The 17170-nt window shown below is 52.9% G+C and carries 10 protein-coding genes; 6 read left to right on the top strand and 4 right to left on the bottom strand.

Annotated features, from left to right (window positions below; translation table 11 throughout):
- The first annotated feature begins 209 nt into the window (after positions 1–209).
- The gene (locus tag JL719_RS16400) at positions 210–1790 is read left to right on the top strand and encodes a methyl-accepting chemotaxis protein (RefSeq protein WP_033155364.1); all 1581 of its coding nucleotides are present in this window, start codon (positions 210–212) and stop codon (positions 1788–1790) included.
- 136 nt (positions 1791–1926) lie between these two features.
- Here JL719_RS16400 and JL719_RS16405 read toward each other — a convergent pair whose 3' ends face one another.
- Complete coding sequence (locus JL719_RS16405; protein WP_033155365.1) at positions 1927–2493, bottom strand: thioredoxin family protein; 567 nt, start codon at positions 2491–2493, stop codon at positions 1927–1929.
- 97 nt (positions 2494–2590) lie between these two features.
- Here JL719_RS16405 and JL719_RS16410 point away from each other — a divergent pair, with 97 nt between their 5' ends.
- The 4 genes from JL719_RS16410 (at position 2591) to rpe (ending at position 11630) form a co-directional block, all read left to right on the top strand.
- A complete protein-coding gene (locus tag JL719_RS16410) occupies positions 2591–7711 on the top strand; it encodes an AAA family ATPase (protein WP_033155366.1) in 5121 nt (1706 codons plus the stop codon).
- 28 nt (positions 7712–7739) lie between these two features.
- The gene (locus JL719_RS16415) at positions 7740–8441 is read left to right on the top strand and encodes a response regulator (protein WP_033155367.1); all 702 of its coding nucleotides are present in this window, start codon (positions 7740–7742) and stop codon (positions 8439–8441) included.
- A gap of 20 nt (positions 8442–8461) precedes the next feature.
- Positions 8462–10852 (top strand): sensor domain-containing protein, encoded by a 2391-nt coding sequence (locus JL719_RS16420; RefSeq protein WP_033155368.1) that lies wholly within the window; start codon positions 8462–8464, stop codon positions 10850–10852.
- Between the two features lie 106 nt (positions 10853–10958).
- Complete coding sequence (gene rpe / locus JL719_RS16425) at positions 10959–11630, top strand: ribulose-phosphate 3-epimerase (RefSeq protein ID WP_033155369.1); 672 nt, start codon at positions 10959–10961, stop codon at positions 11628–11630.
- A 70-nt stretch (positions 11631–11700) separates the two neighbouring features.
- Here rpe and JL719_RS16430 read toward each other — a convergent pair whose 3' ends face one another.
- Positions 11701–13428 (bottom strand): autotransporter domain-containing protein, encoded by a 1728-nt coding sequence (locus tag JL719_RS16430; protein WP_033155370.1) that lies wholly within the window; start codon positions 13426–13428, stop codon positions 11701–11703.
- Positions 13429–13784: 356 nt separating this feature from the next.
- Here JL719_RS16430 and JL719_RS16435 point away from each other — a divergent pair, with 356 nt between their 5' ends.
- Entirely contained in the window at positions 13785–14999 is a 1215-nt protein-coding gene (locus JL719_RS16435; protein ID WP_033155371.1) for a glycosyltransferase, read from the top strand.
- Here JL719_RS16435 and JL719_RS16440 read toward each other — a convergent pair.
- Positions 14978–15742, bottom strand: coding sequence for an inositol monophosphatase family protein (locus JL719_RS16440; RefSeq protein WP_033155372.1), 765 nt, complete (start codon positions 15740–15742; stop codon positions 14978–14980). The genes JL719_RS16435 and JL719_RS16440 overlap by 22 nt on opposite strands.
- Positions 15743–15826: 84 nt before the next feature.
- The gene (locus tag JL719_RS16445; RefSeq protein ID WP_033155373.1) at positions 15827–17119 is read right to left on the bottom strand and encodes an ammonium transporter; all 1293 of its coding nucleotides are present in this window, start codon (positions 17117–17119) and stop codon (positions 15827–15829) included.
- Positions 17120–17170 lie beyond the last annotated feature (51 nt).

Here is a 17170-nt window from a genome sequence, read left to right on the forward strand (position 1 = left end):
ATCCTCATTTTAGGTTTTTCCGTTGCAAGCATAGTGCATCGCCGCTATCTAACAATAAAAACGGCCTGCACATAACACACGCTAGTCAGGGGCCGGCTTTTGCAATCGCCGTAAAGCCTTTTATACTTCCTCGACAAAAGCGGTGCAGACCAGTCAGCCAGCGCTTGCGTGGGAACTTACCTTTCTATCTCTGCCGACCCGGTACAAAAATGAGAAAAAACCTACCCGTTACCCAACGTGAATTGATTTACTCAGCTTCGGCTACCATCACATCCGGGACAGATCCCGCCGGCAAGATCAATTATGTCAACCAAGATTTTTTGAACACTAGCGGCTTTAGCGAGGCAGAGCTGTTAAACCAGAGCCATAACATCGTTCGCCATCCCGACATGCCTTCCGCCGCATTCGCCGATTTGTGGCAAACCGTGAAGAGCGGCCGGCCGTGGATGGGAATTGTCAAAAATCGCTGTAAAAACGGCGACCATTACTGGGTGGATGCTTTTGTCACCCCGCGCTTCGAAAATAGCAAGATTGTCGGTTACGAATCGGTGCGGGTTAAACCGGACGTGACCTGCGTGGCCCGCGCCAATACTGTCTACGAAAAGCTGAACCACGGCAAAAATATCGATTCGCCTTTGAGCCGCATCGGTTTGTCCGGCAAACTGACCGGCGGTTTTGTAGTGATTCAATTAATCACCGCCATCAGCCTTTATCTGAGCGAAACGTGCAGTTTTGGCGTAGCGACAGCAATCTTTGCCGGCCCCTTAGCGGTCGGTTATGCCTGGGTTTGGCTTGTATTACAACCTTTAAAAGACGCAGCGGCAGAAGCGCGCCGGGTGATCGACAATCCGGTGATGCAGCAGATTTACACCGCTGATGGCGGCGAAGTTGGACAATTACTGTTGGCGGTGAAGCTGTTAAAAGCCAAATCCCGAACCATCATACGCCGTCTAACTCAAGCCACAGAACCCTTGGCAGGTAAAGCCGATACGAGCTACCAGGCAGTCAGCCAAGTTAGCGCAGCGATGGATAGACAGCTGGCGGAAATTGAACAGATTGCCTCGGCGATACACCAAATGAGCGCCACCGTCAGCGAGGTCGCCCGCAGCGCCGCCAACGCCGCTCAAGCCGCCAATGATGTCAATCGGCAATCGCAAGAAACGCTTTCGCGGGTCAACAATACCATCCAAATGATAGACCGCTTAGTAGTTGCGGTCAGCCAAGCCGAAACAGTTATTAAAATTGTGGCCGATCACAGCAAGAAAATCGGCGGCGTGCTTGATGTGATTCAAGGGATTGCCGAGCAAACTAACCTGTTGGCACTGAATGCCGCCATCGAAGCAGCGCGCGCCGGCGAACAAGGCCGGGGATTTGCCGTCGTGGCCGACGAAGTCAGAACCTTGGCCGGACGCACGCAAAAATCCACGGAGGAAATCCATAAAATGATCGACGGCCTGCGCTCCGGCGTCAATAACGCCGTACAGGAAATGGCTAAAGTCAGGGAAATGGCGGCAACCGGCGCGGAACACGGAAAAAACTCCACCGAATCGCTGCAACAAACCACACTGTCGGTCAATATCATTAACGACATGATCGTGCAGATCGCCAGCGCCGCCGAACAGCAACATATTGTTTCCGAAGAAATTTCCAGAACGGTAGAAGCCGTCGGCAGCTTATCGCGACAAACTACAGAGCATGCGGTTCATGCCAGTACGGCCAGCGGCGGTGTCTCGGCACTCAGCAAAGAGCTGGATATGTTGGTTGAGCAATTCGACGACGTGCCACGCTAAAAACCCACCGTGCCGAAGACTGGGGGCAATAATTTGTCAGCCTGAATACACCCCTGCGCAAGCCGCCGCCAGGAAAGTTCAAAAACCTGAGCGGCGGTTTTTACAGGACTGGCAACATGTTCCGGATTAGCGTCCTTTACTCCGCAAGTTTCCATTTGATGTTACAGCCGATGCTGGGAATTTGTATCGTATCGACAGGCTTTCCCGCCAGTAAGTTATCCAGGGCATTGCGCAAATCTTCGCCGGTAACCGGCACATCATTCTTCGGTGTGGCGCCATCCAAACGGCCTCGATAAACGCAAGCCAAATCGGCATCGAACAGATACATATCCGGGGTGCAGGCTGCTTGGTAGGCTTTGGCCACCGCCTGCGATTCGTCGTACAAATACGCGGCAAAAGGATGTCCCCAGTCCGCCATCATCTGCTGCATTTTATCCGGCGCATCCTGCGGATAGTTTTCGATGTCATTGGCACTGATCGCCACCGTCGAAATGCCTGAGGCGGCGTATTGCCGGGCAATAGCAATCAACTGCTCTTTGACGTGCAACACATACGGGCAGTGGTTGCAGATAAACAAAATCAAAGTGCCGCGCTCGCCTTTCAAGTCCTGCAACGCATACTCGCGGCCGGTCACGGTATCCGGCAAACAAAAGTCCGGGGCGATACTGCCCAGAGGCAGCATAGTGGAGGCTGTCGCGGCCATGGCTAATCCTGTTGAGTGAAAACAAGACTAGAATTATAAAACAGCCCGCCCCCGGAACTGCCGCGAAAATCGCCTTAACTTTCCCTCTCGCCAGCGCATGATCGATATAAGCACCCGAACCGTTCCGCTTCAAAACGCTCCGCAACTGGACAGCTATGTGCTGACCGACAAACTCGGCGAAAGCCTGCAAGCCACGGTTTATAAGGGCTATCACAAACACGTGCCGGAATACCCGCTGGTCGTTAAGTGCTTGAAACTATTGTCCAGTTGGGACGACCAATCCCGGCATCTGCGGCAAAAAATCGAACGCCTGAAAGTATTGCACGACCCGCGCGTCTGCACGCCGTTGGCTTTGGAATCCAACGACGGCGATCAATTCATCGTCCAGCCTTGGTTCAACGGCCAACCGTTGAATGTATGGATCGCTCAACAACAGGCTGTGAATCTGAGCGATTTTTTTACATTGGCCTGCTCCTTGGCCGACACCCTGCAATCGGTGCACGATGCCGGCATTACCCATGGCGGCATCAAACCGCACAATATTCTGGTGCAATCCGGCAGCTTGAGTCTGCGCCTGACCGACTTCATCACGCCGCTGGACATCCGCGATGTCAGTCACTTTATCTACGATCCGGAATTTGTCCGCAACACCCTAGCCTATACCTCGCCGGAGCAAACCGGGCGCATCAACTACCGGGTCGATTTCTCCACCGATTTGTATTCACTGGGTATCGTGTTTTACGAACTGCTGACGGGCCGACTGCCATTTTTTTCAGACGATCCGCTGGAACTGATTCACTCGCATCTAGCTGAGGAAGCCATCAAAATCCACGACATCAGTCCGGGCATCCCCAACACCCTGAGCGAAATCATCGCCAAACTGATTTTGAAGCAACCGGAAAAACGCTATCAAAGTGCTTCCGGTTTGTTGGCCGATTTGCTGCGCTGCCAAAAAGAACACGAAACCACCGGCAGCGTATCGAATTTTGGCATAGGCCAACACGACCGCAGCCGCCGGGTGGTTTTCATTTCGAAAATGGTCGGCCGCCAAAGCGAAGCCGAGCTCATTCGCCAGGATTACAGCGAGGTGACCCAAGGCCGGTTTCGTTCGGTGCTTATTTCCGGCCTATCCGGCATCGGCAAAACCCGGCTGATTCAGGAACTCCAAAAACCACTGGTGAAAAATCGCGGTTATTTCAGCTCCGGCAAGTTCGATCAATACCAAAAAAATATTCCCTACAGCTCGCTGATTCAGGCCTTGCGCAATCTGATACGCACCTTTCTGACCGAAAGCGACGCCCAAGTGCATGATTGGTCCGCAAAAATTCTCGACGCGCTGGACAATGCCGGCGGAGCGATCATTGATGTGGTGCCGGAGCTGGAATTCATCATCGGCCCGCAAGCCGAAGTACAGCCCTTGCCGCCGGTGGAAGCGCGTAACCGTTTCAACAATTTGTTCGGCCGCTTCCTGGCTTGCCTGGCCAGCGAGGACAACCCCTTGGTGTTATTCATCGACGACCTGCAATGGTGCGACAGCGCCACCTTCGATTTTTTGCAAAACCTGTTCGCCAATCACCGCGAACACCCCTATCTATTTTTGCTGGGCGCGTATCGGCATAACGAGGTCGATAGTGGTCATCCTTTGACCAAATTGATCCGTAGCGTGCGAGAAAACGCCGGCCCACTGGCCGAGATCCATTTGACCGAACTCAGCGACGCCGATTGCCACGAAATGGTTGCTTACATTCTGGATTCGTCGCTGAACGCCACCGCCAATTTGGCCGACTTTATTGCCCACCTGACCGAAGGCAACCCCTTATTTGTCAGTGAAAGCCTGGCCTGGTTGTACAACGAAGGTTTACTCAGCATCGACGCCAATCAACACTGGCAATGGGATATGAACCGCATCCGCGACACACAAATGCCGGCCAGCGTGGTGGAACTGTTCAGCGCCAAAGTGCGTAAATTGCCCAGCCGGACTTTGGATATTCTTTATCATTGCGCCTGTATGGGTAATCGCTTTACAGCGGAGGATGTCGGGCTGGTGCTGGACAAGCCCATTGAGCGACTGTTCGAGGACTTAAAACCGGTATTAAGCATGGGCCTGATACTGGAAAATAAAGCCGACCTGCAATTTGTCCATGACCGGGTACAGGAAGCGGTATTGCAGCAAGTTGCCGCCGCGGCGCGCCCCGGCATCCATTGGCGGATCGGCAATCGCTTGCTGTCGGCGGTGCCACCGGGTGCCGAGTTGGTCAGCCTGGACAATTTATTCACCATCGCCGCTCATCTCAATCAAGGTTGCCCGAATGATCTGGACGAAGAAACCGCCTACTGGCTGGTGAATATCAACTTTAATGCCGGCAATAAAGCCCTGGATGCGCTCGCCGGCGATGCCGCCAACGAATTTTTCCTGAAGGCCCACCATTATTTGCCGCCCGATTGTTGGGAAACGGCTTACGCGCTGACGTTTCGGATTTATCAGCGCTTAGCAAAAACCGATTTGATGTGCGGCCGCTACGACAGCTCGGAAGCCTTGCTGAATCGGCTGATCGAGCATGCGGTCAGCGATCTGGACAAAGCCGAAGCGCTGGCAGATCAAACCACGTCGCTGTCTTCGTTCGGCAACTTCAAACAAGCCATCGCCACTGCCAATCGCGGCTTGACGTATTTCAACAAGTCCATTCCCGACGATCCCGAGCAAGCCCGACAACGCACGGAAAATCTGATGCTGATCATCGAACAGCAAGACGATGTCTGGCAAAAAATCCTGAACATGCCGTTTACCGAGCAGCGGCAAAGCAAAATCGAACTGGCTTTTTATAGCGAGTTGATTCCGGATTTGTACATGTGCGGTCTGGTGCCGCAGCTGTATTTATCCGCCGCCCAATCCACCCTGCACTGCCTGGAAGGCGGCATGGACGAATCGGTGATTTATTCGTTTTCCATCATGGGCCTCAATCTGGGCGAACAGGGCAAATTCGCGCAGGCGTTTCTCTATCAGGATTTGGCACACGATTTGTGCGCCAAATATCCCAATACCTTTGGCGCCACCCGCGGCATGAACGGCATCGTCTGGTGCAATATGCACTCGCGCAGCCACCCGGCCGATATTGTCGATTACGCGCACAAGGCCATTCAGTCCGGCAAGAACTGCGGCGATCTCTACAACGCCGGCCTGTCCTACGGCCCGCTGATGTGGAATCTATTGGCCCAGGGTAAAAACCTGCGCTGGGTCGAGGAAGCCGCCGATGAATGTCTGCAATTTTCCCGCAAAAACCAGTTGTCGTTTTCAATAGGTCTGGCCCAGGCGGTGCTGGCCGGCTGGGTATTACCGATGAAGCCCGATTACCGTCCGGTCGATATGCAAACCACGCTGGCGGAATGGCAGGCCAATAACTATGTGGCCGCTACCGGCAGTTACTTCGCATTACTGGGTTTTGCCCAATATTACCTGGGCGACTATGGTGCGGCGGCAGTATCGCTGAAAGCCGTGGAAAACTATTTGCACGGCTTAACCGACAATGTTTTGAAACGTCTTTGGTACGCCTTTCGGATCTTGAACTTGCTGCGCTCGGAAATGGATGCGGCGCGAATCGATGCCGAAATTGCGCCATTGCTTGCGCAACTGGAAGTGTGGGGGCAACTTGGTCCCTTGCTGAAACCCTACCTGATGTTTGTCCATGCCGAGCTTGCCAGACAGCAGGGCCAATACCGCGAAGCGCGCAATCTGTACATGGATGCCATTGCCTTGTCACTGGCGCAGAACTATGGCCTGCTGACCGGCCATATTTACGAAACGCTGGCTGATCTGTTGCTGAAGCAACACTTGGGCGACGCGGAACTGTATTTCGGCGAAGCGCGCCGCCATTACCGCTTATGCCGTGCCGATGCGAAAAGCAACCAGCTGCAGGAACGTCATCAATACGTCAGTCCGGAGACCGGCGCCAGAATAGCCAAACCTCAGCCCGCTCCCACCACCTTACCTAGTCTGGACATCAGCTATCTGATGAAATCGGCGCTGGCGTTATCGGCAGAAATCGATCTGACCCAATTGATGCAAAAAATCATGGCCGTGGTGTTGGAAAGCTCCGCAGCCCAGCACGGTTATCTGTTGATCAAACAACAAGACGAATTATTGGTGGCCGCCGAGCAGCACGTCGGCAAAAAGCGCACCATACACAAACACTATTACAGCTTGAACAAGGTGCGCGGCATCTGCCACGCCATCGTCAATTACGTGCAACGTACCCACGAAAAAGTCGTGCTGAGCGACGCCTGCAGCGACGGCGAGTTTCAAAATGCGCCCGAGGTTGTGGCGTTTGGCTTACGCTCGGTATTGTGTTTGCCGGTGATCAAGCAAAGCGAATTAATCGGCTTGCTTTACCTGGAAAACCGGCTATCCGAAGGCGTATTCACCCCGGAAAAAATCAGCATGACCGAGCTGTTGACCGCCCAAGCGGCCATTTCGTTGGAAAACGCCCGCTTGCTGGAACAAACCCGCCAAGCTTACAAACAATTACAAGAAAACCAGGATCATATGCTGCAAATGGAAAAGCTGTCGGCACTGGGCACGCTGGTCGGCGGCGTGGCCCATGAGATCAACAATCCGCTGATGGGCGTGATGAACTTCGTGGAATTTGTCTCGGACCGCACGGAAGATGCCAAATCCAAGCAAATACTGGCGCAAGCCTTGCAGCAAATTCAACGCATCAAAAACATTGTGTCGAATATGCTGGTGTTCATGCATCAAAAGACCACGCCAACCGGCAGTTGCTCGCTAGAGGAAGTTTTAGGCCAAACCTTGTTGTTGCTGGAAGGCGAATTGCGCAAAACCGCTATCCAAGTCCGTACCGAGATACCGGAAAACTTGCCCAAACTCGCCTGCACGGCGGAAAGCATGCAACAGATTCTGATCAATCTATTGATCAACGCCCGCGATGCGCTAAGCGGTATTGCCCAACCCGAAATAGAAATCAGCGTCCGTTGTGCGGAAAAAATGCTAGAGTTGAATATAAAAGACAATGGTCCCGGCATCCCCGACGAAGTACAAGGCCGCATGTTCGACCCTTTCTTTACCACCAAACCGCCCGGCCAAGGCACCGGCCTGGGTTTATCCGTCACCCGCCGCTTGATTCAAGATGCCGATGGCTCGATAGCCGTGGAAAGCCGCATTGGCGAAGGTTGCCGCATCCGGTTAAAATTCCCCCACTTTTAGTATTTGTTAACGAATAGAGACACAGGCGATGGTAAACAACATTCTGGTGATTGACGACGACCCGGCGGTACGCGGCGCCTTCAAGCTGATTCTGGAAGAAGAAGGCTATCGTGTGCGCGAAGCCGAGAACGGTCTACAAGGTATCGCCATGGTGGAAGCCGATCGTCCCGACTTGATATTTCTGGACTTACGCATGCCCGGCATAGACGGCGTGGAGACCTTACGCCGCCTGAAGGCATTGGACACCAGCTTGAATGTCTATATCGTCACGGCCTTTGCCGCCGAATTCATGGATCAACTGAAAGACGCCCATGAAGAAGGCTTGCAATTCGAACTGGCCAGCAAACCCTTGTCGGCATCGCAAATCCGCAATATCGCCCAAGTGGTACACATCGCCAAAGTTCACGAAGAACGCCGGGCCAACCACCATAAGCTGGTTTTGACCTTATACGTGGTGTCGCTGAATCCGGAAACCCGCAGGCTGGTGGAGCAAATCAGCGCGGTGCTGGCCGGCATATACGAGCCGGGCCATTGGGTATTCGACGTGGTCGAAGTATTGGGCATGCCGGAAAAGGCACTGGAAAAAGAAATCTTTGCCACGCCGATGCTGGTGCGCGACCTGCCGGAACCGGTGTTGAAACTGCTAGGCGATCTTTCGCGAATGTCGTCGGTGATGGCGGCCATCACTACCCAAAATGTTGGTACAGGTGTGCAGACAGTGATTGTTTGATGCCCGGTCGTAACCCCTAAATGCCACAAACACTCAAACAACTCAATCTGATCCTGGACACCATTACCGACGGCGTAATGGTGGTCGACCCGCAAGGCGTCGTTATTTATGCCAATCAAGCCGCAGAACAATTGCTGGAACGCGGCAGTCTGATCGGCCATTCCCTGGCAATTCCGATTTCCGCCGACAAAATTCAATTTCAAGACATCAACCTGATTCGCCCCAGCGGCATAGCCTGGGCGGAACTGCGCTCCACGCCGCTGGAATGGGAAGGCGCGCCGGCCTATGTCATCGGGCTGCGCGACATCACGGCCCGTAAGCAAGCGGAAATCGCGTTGCAGGAAAGCGAGCTACTTTTTCATACGCTATCGAAGATTGCCCCGGTCGGCATTTTTCGCACCAACGAAAAAGGTGAGTGCGATTACGTCAACCATCGCTGGTGCGAAATCACCGGCTTGCATTTTATTGATTCGCACGGTGACGGCTGGATAGCCGGTTTGCTTGCCGAAGACCGCGATGCGGTGATTGCCGAATGGCAGCGTTGCGTATCCGCCTTGCAGCCCTTCAATATGCAATACCGTTTTCAACTGGCGGACGGCAGTGTGCGCTGGGTGGTGGGGCGCGCCGAACCGGAACTGGACGAAACGGGCGGATTGTGCGGTTACGTCGGCACCATTACCGATATTTCCGACATCAAAGCCAACGAAGAGCGCTTGGGACAAGCCGCCGCCGTATTCGAAAGCACCCGAGAGGGAGTGATGATTACCGACGCCCAACGCCGAATTACGATGGTCAACAAGGCCTTTAGCAACATCACCGGTTACGATAATCGGGATGTGATCGGTCATAGCCCCAGCATCTTAAGTTCCGGCCGCCACAACGCCGATTTTTACCGGGAAATGTGGGCCAATATTGCCACTACGGATCATTGGCAAGGCGAAATCTGGAATCGCCGCAAGTCCGGCGAGGTGTATCCGGAATTGTTGAGCATCAGCACCGTGCGCGACGGCAAAGGCGAGATCAGCCACTACGTGGGTGTGTTTGCCGACATTTCCAAGCTGAAGGCTTCGGAAATGGAACTGGAATTCCTGGCCCACCACGACCCGCTGACCAAATTGCCCAACCGCATGCTGTTCCTGTCGCGCCTGCAACACAACATCGAAAAAGCCCGCCGTCAGGCCAACAACATGGCAGTGTTGATGCTGGACTTGGACCGCTTCAAGGACGTTAACGATAGCTTCGGCCATTTGGCCGGCGACGATTTGCTGCAAATGGTCGCCGAACGCCTGACTACCCGGCTGCGTACCAGCGACACCATTTGCCGACTGGGCGGCGACGAATTCGTGGTGTTGCTGGAAGAAGTCAGCCAACCTGAAACCGTCGCTCATGTCGCCACGCAAATCATCAATGCCTTGAACCAAACTTGGCAACTACCCAGCGGTCATGAGGTACGCATCGGCGTCAGCGTCGGCATCGCCATGTTTCCCGAACACGGCGCTTCGCCGGACGAGTTGATCCAACAAGCCGATACGGCCTTGTATCAAGCCAAAAATGAGGGCAGGAACCGCTTCAAATATTTCTCGGAAGATTTGACCCGCGCCGCGCGGGAACGTATCGATATAGAAATCCGCCTGCGGCAAGCTATCGAGCAAGGCGAATTGCGGGTGTTTTTCCAACCGCAAATTTGCATCGAGAATGGCGCGATTATCGGCGCCGAAGCCTTGGTCCGCTGGCAGACTGCCAGCGGCGAACTGATACCGCCGCTACGCTTCATCCCGATTGCCGAGGAAACCGGTCTGATTACCAGTATCGGCAATTGGGTGTTGAGAGAAACCTGTCACCACGGCCAGCGCTGGCGGCAAGCCGGTTTTCCAGCCTTGCGTCTGGCGGTTAACCTATCGCCGCAACAGTTTTTGCATAGTGATATTAGCGACGTGGTCGCCAGGATTTTGGCAGAGACCGGTTTTCCGGCCGAGTGCCTGGAACTCGAACTCACTGAAAGCGCGTTGATGAAACGGGAAAAAGAAGCCATCGAAATTTTACACAAGCTGCACGGGTTGGGCGTGCATCTGGCGATTGATGATTTCGGCACCGGTTATTCGTCGCTGGCTTATTTGAAACTCTTTCCGCTGGATGTCTTAAAGATCGATAAAAGTTTTATTGAAGACATCCCCAAACACACTGACGATATGGAAATCACCGCGACGATTATCGCCATGGCGAAGACGCTACGCATGCGCGTGGTAGCGGAAGGCGTGGAAACCGCCGAGCAACTGGCTTTTCTGAAAAGCCGGCAATGCGATCTTTACCAAGGTTATCTGGTCAGCAAACCGCTACCGATAGCGGAATTCGAAAAGTTTCTGACCGACTACGCTCTTAACAAAAATCTTGAGCCCGTGGTGTCGGCTTGAAACAAGCGCCGGCAGCCCTAAAGTGTGCAATCAATCCACTGTTTTAGCCAAACGCCGGAAAAAAGTTATAATGCCGGTTTTTTAACCTCACCAAAAGGATCAAAAGATGGCTGACAATCTGATTGCACCTTCCATACTCTCCGCAGACTTCGCACGCTTGGGCGAAGAAGTTGTTAATGTCTTAAATGCGGGCGCAGACATTGTGCATTTCGATGTGATGGACAACCATTTTGTGCCCAATCTGACTATCGGTCCCTTGGTTTGCGAAGCGCTACGCAAGCATGGCGTTACCGCCCCAATTGACGTCCATTTGATGGTGGAACCGGTCGACCGCATCATCCCGGATTTCGCTAAAGCCGGCGCCAGCTACATTACTTTCCACCCGGAAGCCTCCAGACACATTGACCGTTCACTGCAAATGATCAGAGACTTGGGTTGCAAATCCGGTCTGGTATTCAACCCAGGCACGCCGTTGCATTACCTGGAGCACGTACTCGACAAAGTCGATATGATTTTGCTGATGTCGGTCAACCCCGGATTCGGTGGTCAATCTTTCATTCCATCCGCGCTGGATAAATTGCGCCAAGCCAGAAAAATTATCGACGACAGCGGTTTGGATATCCGCCTGGAAATCGACGGCGGCGTAAACGTGGCTAATATTCGTGAAATCAAGGAAGCCGGTGCGGACACCTTCGTTGCAGGCTCGGCTATTTTCGGCAAACCGGATTATAAAAAAGTCATCGACGACATGCGCGCGGAATTAGCCGCAGCCAAATAAGTCTGAATTAAAGACGGCCGCTGCGGGATGTCCCGCAGCGGCCCCTTCCCCAAAGCATTCGCTAAATTCCTTAAAACGGAATTCTCGCTCCCAACTCGATAGTGTGATCGGTAATATAGGCCTGCCCTAAGCGGTATTCGTATCGTAAAAAGCCCGCCCGACCTTCCGGCAAACTCAATGCCAACGACGTACCGATATTAAAATAGTCGCGATCCGGCGTATCGGTTTTTACGCTGAATCTGCCGGCACCGGCAGCCGCCTGACTAAAGCGCGCCTGAATCAAACGGCTTTCGTCCAGATACTGATGCACCCATTCGAAACGCACGCCGGGTGACAACACACCCCAAGAGGTACTGATCGCGTTACTGGCTTGACCGCCGATAGTCGATGTCGCCGAATCGATAGATTGGCCGGCAAACTCCATGGCTAAACCGCCACCGCCGCTTTCCTGATAGCTATCCACTTCGGTTTTGCTGTAATCCAGCCTCACATAGGGATTAATCACAAAACTTTGCAGCGCAAAATCTTTACCAAACCCCAAACTAAAGCCGTACTGGTCGCCATTAGCGCTACTGGTAGCCGTATTATCGAATCCGGTATATTGGATGCGCCGATTGATATCGAAGGAATGCAGCGCATAGCTCATAATCCAGTCGATATAAAATGACTGCGGCAGGAAATAACTGCCATACGACGAAAACTCGTACGCATCGGTCGACATACTGCCGCTGTTTAAATTGTAATTGGTATCGGTAGAGCCGTAACCGAAGGCCGCACCCAACACCAATTCATCCATAAAACTGTAATCCAGACCGAAGGTAACCGCCTTTCTGTCGGCTTTGAAGCCCCGTTCGCTGCCGGTATTGGCTTTTTCGCCGACGTTGAATTGACCTTTCAGAAAGAAACCTAACGGGCTATCGCGAAACGGCTGTTCGTTTGGATCATCCCCAGCCGCCCCGCCCCGAGCCGCGCCTAGTGCTGTCATCAACGCCTTGCCGACCGGTATGGTTTCGCCGTTGACATTAATGGTGGAATAACCCAATAAGGAGGCGCTTTGCTGTTGGGAGTTGCGCAGATTAACGATGCGGCCATGCACCACGGAAAATTGCTTGTAACCAAAATCTACAGCCGCCGCACCTTGCGCCGCCACCGCATCCGGAATCACCGCATTCAGGTCGGCGTTGTTTATTTCATTGCAGCGGGCCAATAAATCACCACTCGCTCCCGAGCAAGCACTGGTTAAACCTTCGTAAATTGCTTGCTGATTAGGGGTAAAGGTCGGATCGGCGGTTAAGTTGGGCGTCGAGGTTATTGGCGTAGTGGGCGTAGTGGGCGTGGTGGGGGGCGGAGCGACGTCGTTGTCCGCAATGCTGGCAACTGCTGACGCGCCCGCCGACACCGAATCACCAGTACAGCTTGGCGTTACATTCTGAAGAGATAAGGTCACAGTTTCAGTGCTTTCTACCAATGCATCGTCGATAATATTGATGGATACCGGCGCACTATCGGTATGAGACCCGCCAAACAAAAAGGGAACGCTGAAAGAAAAGGTGCCGCTCGAAATATTGTAGTCACTGCCTGCGGTTGCACTGCCGCCGGCAGCGACGACGTCGCCGCTTATGGTGCAGCCGCCATAATCGCCGGAGCTGCTAGCCAGACTAACGTTAGCCTGGACAACACCATCCGCTTCGTTAAAGTTATAGGACCTGGAAGAAAAATCCAGAGTCCAAGCTTGTACTGAAAATGGCGCGAAAGATAAAGCGGCCGCCGCTGCCAGCAATACTTCCTTGGAACTCAATGCAAGGGGTCGAATTGCCCGGTTTAAGCACTGGCGCGAAGACATCGGCGGCATTGCCGTTAGTCCGCATAAACCTGATAACTTTTCTGAATGTAATATAGGTAGGATCATGAGAATTTAGCAGGTTAGATACAGCGTAATTAAAGAATAAAAACCTTGTATGCTAATTATGGCACTGAATACTATCGATGATTCCAAATCATTAGCAAACAGTCTGAATTCTATTATTGACTGCCATCATGAACATAGATAAATGCTAGCGCATAAATTCTTAAACCAGTTGTTTCAACAAAAGTTATTGCTAAACGCTGTAGACAAACTCCAACTTCAACCTTTTGTAAAGCAAATCCACTGCCATGGCTAGAGTCCTGTATTGCTGGGAATTAGGGGCCGGCTACGGTCACACTGCCGCATTTCTGCCCATAGCCCGACAACTTAAAAGTCTCGGGCACGAGGTTATATTCGCGCTTAAAGATTTGGAATACGCCGACACTTGGTTAGCTGCCGATCATTTTTGTTACCTACAAGCCCCGATACGCTGGCCTGACAGTCGTCCGCAAGCGCCAGCCTCCAGTTATCCGGGAATTCTACAAAACGCCGGCTTTACCGATGAAACTGCTCTGCTAACCCGAGCAAAAGCCTGGCAATCCCTTTATCGCCATGTAAGTCCTGACTTGATCGTATGCGACCACGCACCGACCGCGTTACTGGCTGCCCGCAAATTTGACACGCCTCGAGCGGGGTTCGGCACCGGCTTTTTTTCGCCGCCGCGCATCAGTCCGATGCCCAATATTCGCCCCTGGTTGCGCGTTAGCGATAAGGCCTTAAACATTATCGAAAGCCAAGTGTTAAACACGACTAACTCGGTTTTAGAGCGTTTGAATGCACCACCATTAAGGATTTTGGCGGACTTATTCGACTTTGCGGAAGACTTTATCTGCACGTTTCCGGAACTGGACCATTATCGGCAATACCGTAACGCAAATTATTGGGGACCCACCATTTTGCAGACTGACGGCATGGAGCCAATCTGGCCGAGCGTCGGAGCCGAAAAAATATTCGTCTATTTGCACCCGGAATATCCCGGCCTGGAAGTGTTGCTAAAACAGTTGCGCGCGTCACCATGGTCGATATTGGCGCACATACCCGGCACAACGCCCGCATTTATAGAAAAAAACAGCAGCGCCAATCTACACATTACTCCGCAACCGGTAATCATCTCGGCTGCTGCCAAACAATGCGATTTGGCTATTTGCCATGGCGGTATGGCGACATTGTCGGCATTTTTGCTGTCCGGCAAACCCTTGCTGGCATTGCCTTTTCAGCTGGAACAACTGATCAGCGCTCAAAACCTCGCTAATCTCGGCGCTGGCACTTACATCGCCGCGGAAAGCAAAAATCCCAACTACAAAACAGCCGTCACTGAGCTATTGCGCCATTCGAAACACACACAGACCGCCCAACAGTTTGCGGATAAATACGCCGGCTTCTCGTCAGCACAACAAGCTAGCGATATTGCCAAACGCTGCGAGATGTTAATGAAAGACGCTTACATCAAAGGCAACAACTGATCGAGAATCTTGCCGTTAGTCGCAAACACCTGCTTTGGAAATACACCGGGATTGCCTTTAAAATCGGTGATGGTTGCGCCGGCTTCTTTGGCTATCAACACGCCCGCGGCAATGTCATACAGATTGAGTTCTTGTTCCCAAAAAGCATCGACCTGGCCATCCGCAACCGTGCATAAATCCAATGCCGCCGAACCCAAGCGCCGTTGGCCGGTGGTAGCCTGAGCGATACGGTTGAAACGCGGCAGGTTGTTATCTTCCAAATACTGGCGCAGGCAGGCAAAACCGGTAGACACCATGCTGCTGGCCAGATTGGTTTCATCAGAGACCCGGATAGGTTTGCCGTTTTTCCAGGCGCCCTTGCCTTTTTCTGCGCAGTAATAATCGTCCAAGGCCGGGCCGTAAACCGCGCCCATCATCAATTCACCGTCGATTTCCAAGGCTACGCTGACGCCCCAAAAATATTGGCCTTTCGAAAATGAATGAGTGCCATCGATCGGATCGACGATCCAGCGGCTGGTTTGGTTGGCGGTTTGGCCGCTTTCCTCCCCCCAAAAACCGTACTCCGGACAATGCTCGCTGAGCGCTTGTTTCAGATAATTTTCCACTGCGACATCGGCATCGGTGACCAAGTCGCGAGCGCTTTTTTTGTTAATCGCCAGAGAGTCCAGATCGTTGAAATATCGCATCGCCACGTCGCCAGCCGCGCGGACGATGGTTTCTAAAGCTTCAAGAGTGATGGGCATGATTTTCCTGATTTTGTAGGGATGCGGGCAAGGCGGCGATCCGTCCTGCCCGCTATGAAAAGCGTAGATTCTAACCGCTAATGGTTACAGATTGTGATAGCCGGTTTCTTCGTGCAACACAATATCCAGACCTTGCTGTTCTTCGTCTTCGCTGACGCGCAAACCGATGAACACGCCGATGAGTTTCAATAAAACATAGCTGAATAAAGCGCTCCAGGCCGCCGTCACTAAAACCGCAAGCGTTTGCACGCCGACTTGCTGGGCAATAGTCACGCCGTTCAATCCCAAGCCGCCGAAACTTTCAGCAGCAAACACGCCGGTTAAAATCGAACCGACGCAGCCGCCGACGCCATGTACCGGAAACACGTCCAAGGAATCGTCGATTTTCAAACGGCGTTTGACGAATTGCGTGGCGTAAAAACACACGGCGCCAGCCACAATACCAATAACCAAACCACCCATGGGCCCGACAAAGCCAGAGGCCGGCGTAATGGTGCCCAAGCCGGCGACCATCCCGGTGACGATACCTAAAACACTGGGCTTACTAAAACGCAGCCATTCAATGGTCATCCAGGTTAAAGCACCGGCTGCCGCGGCGATATGCGTCACGGCAATCGCCATCCCGGCACTGCCGTCGGCTTTTAACGCGCTACCACCGTTGAAGCCGAACCAGCCGAACCAGAGCATCCCGGCACCCGTAACCACCATGGTCATATTGTGCGGCGGCATCGCCACCGTGGGAAAACCTTTACGGCGCCCCAACACTAATGCCGCCACCAGAGATGCCACCCCGGCGTTGACGTGAATCACAATCCCGCCGGCGAAGTCCTTCGCACCCATCGCCGCCAGCCAGCCGTTGCCCCATATCCAATGGCAAATCGGCATATACACCACAATCAGCCAAAGTCCGCTAAACCACAGCATGGCTGAAAACTTCATCCGTTCGGCAAACGCGCCAACGATCAAGGCCGGGGTAATAATCGCAAAAGTCATTTGAAACATGAAAAACACGGTTTCGGGAATATCGCCGATCAAAGTTTGCGTGTTCATGTCCGGCAGAAAGATCTTGCTGCCGCTCCCCAAAAACGGTTGCCAGCTGCCGCCATCGGCAAATACGAAGCTGTATACACCGGCCAGCCACAGTAGCGATACCAGACAGGTAATCGCAAAACATTGCATAAGCACCGACAGCACATTCTTGCTTCTGACCAAACCGCCGTAAAACAGCGATAGGCCCGGAATGGTCATGAATAAAACCAGTGCGGTGGAGGTTAAAACCCAAGCGGTATTGGCTTGGTTAATGCCTTCAGCCCAAGCCTGCTCGGGCAACATCAAGCTGTATGCCATTAGCATCAGCGTTCTTTTTATTGTTGTCATTGTCTTTCACTAGATGATGGTGTGTTGTTATTTTTAAGCAGTCTATAAACA

Source organism: Methylomonas sp. LW13 (assembly GCF_016865255.1).
Classification (GTDB): Bacteria; Pseudomonadota; Gammaproteobacteria; order Methylococcales; family Methylomonadaceae; genus Methylomonas.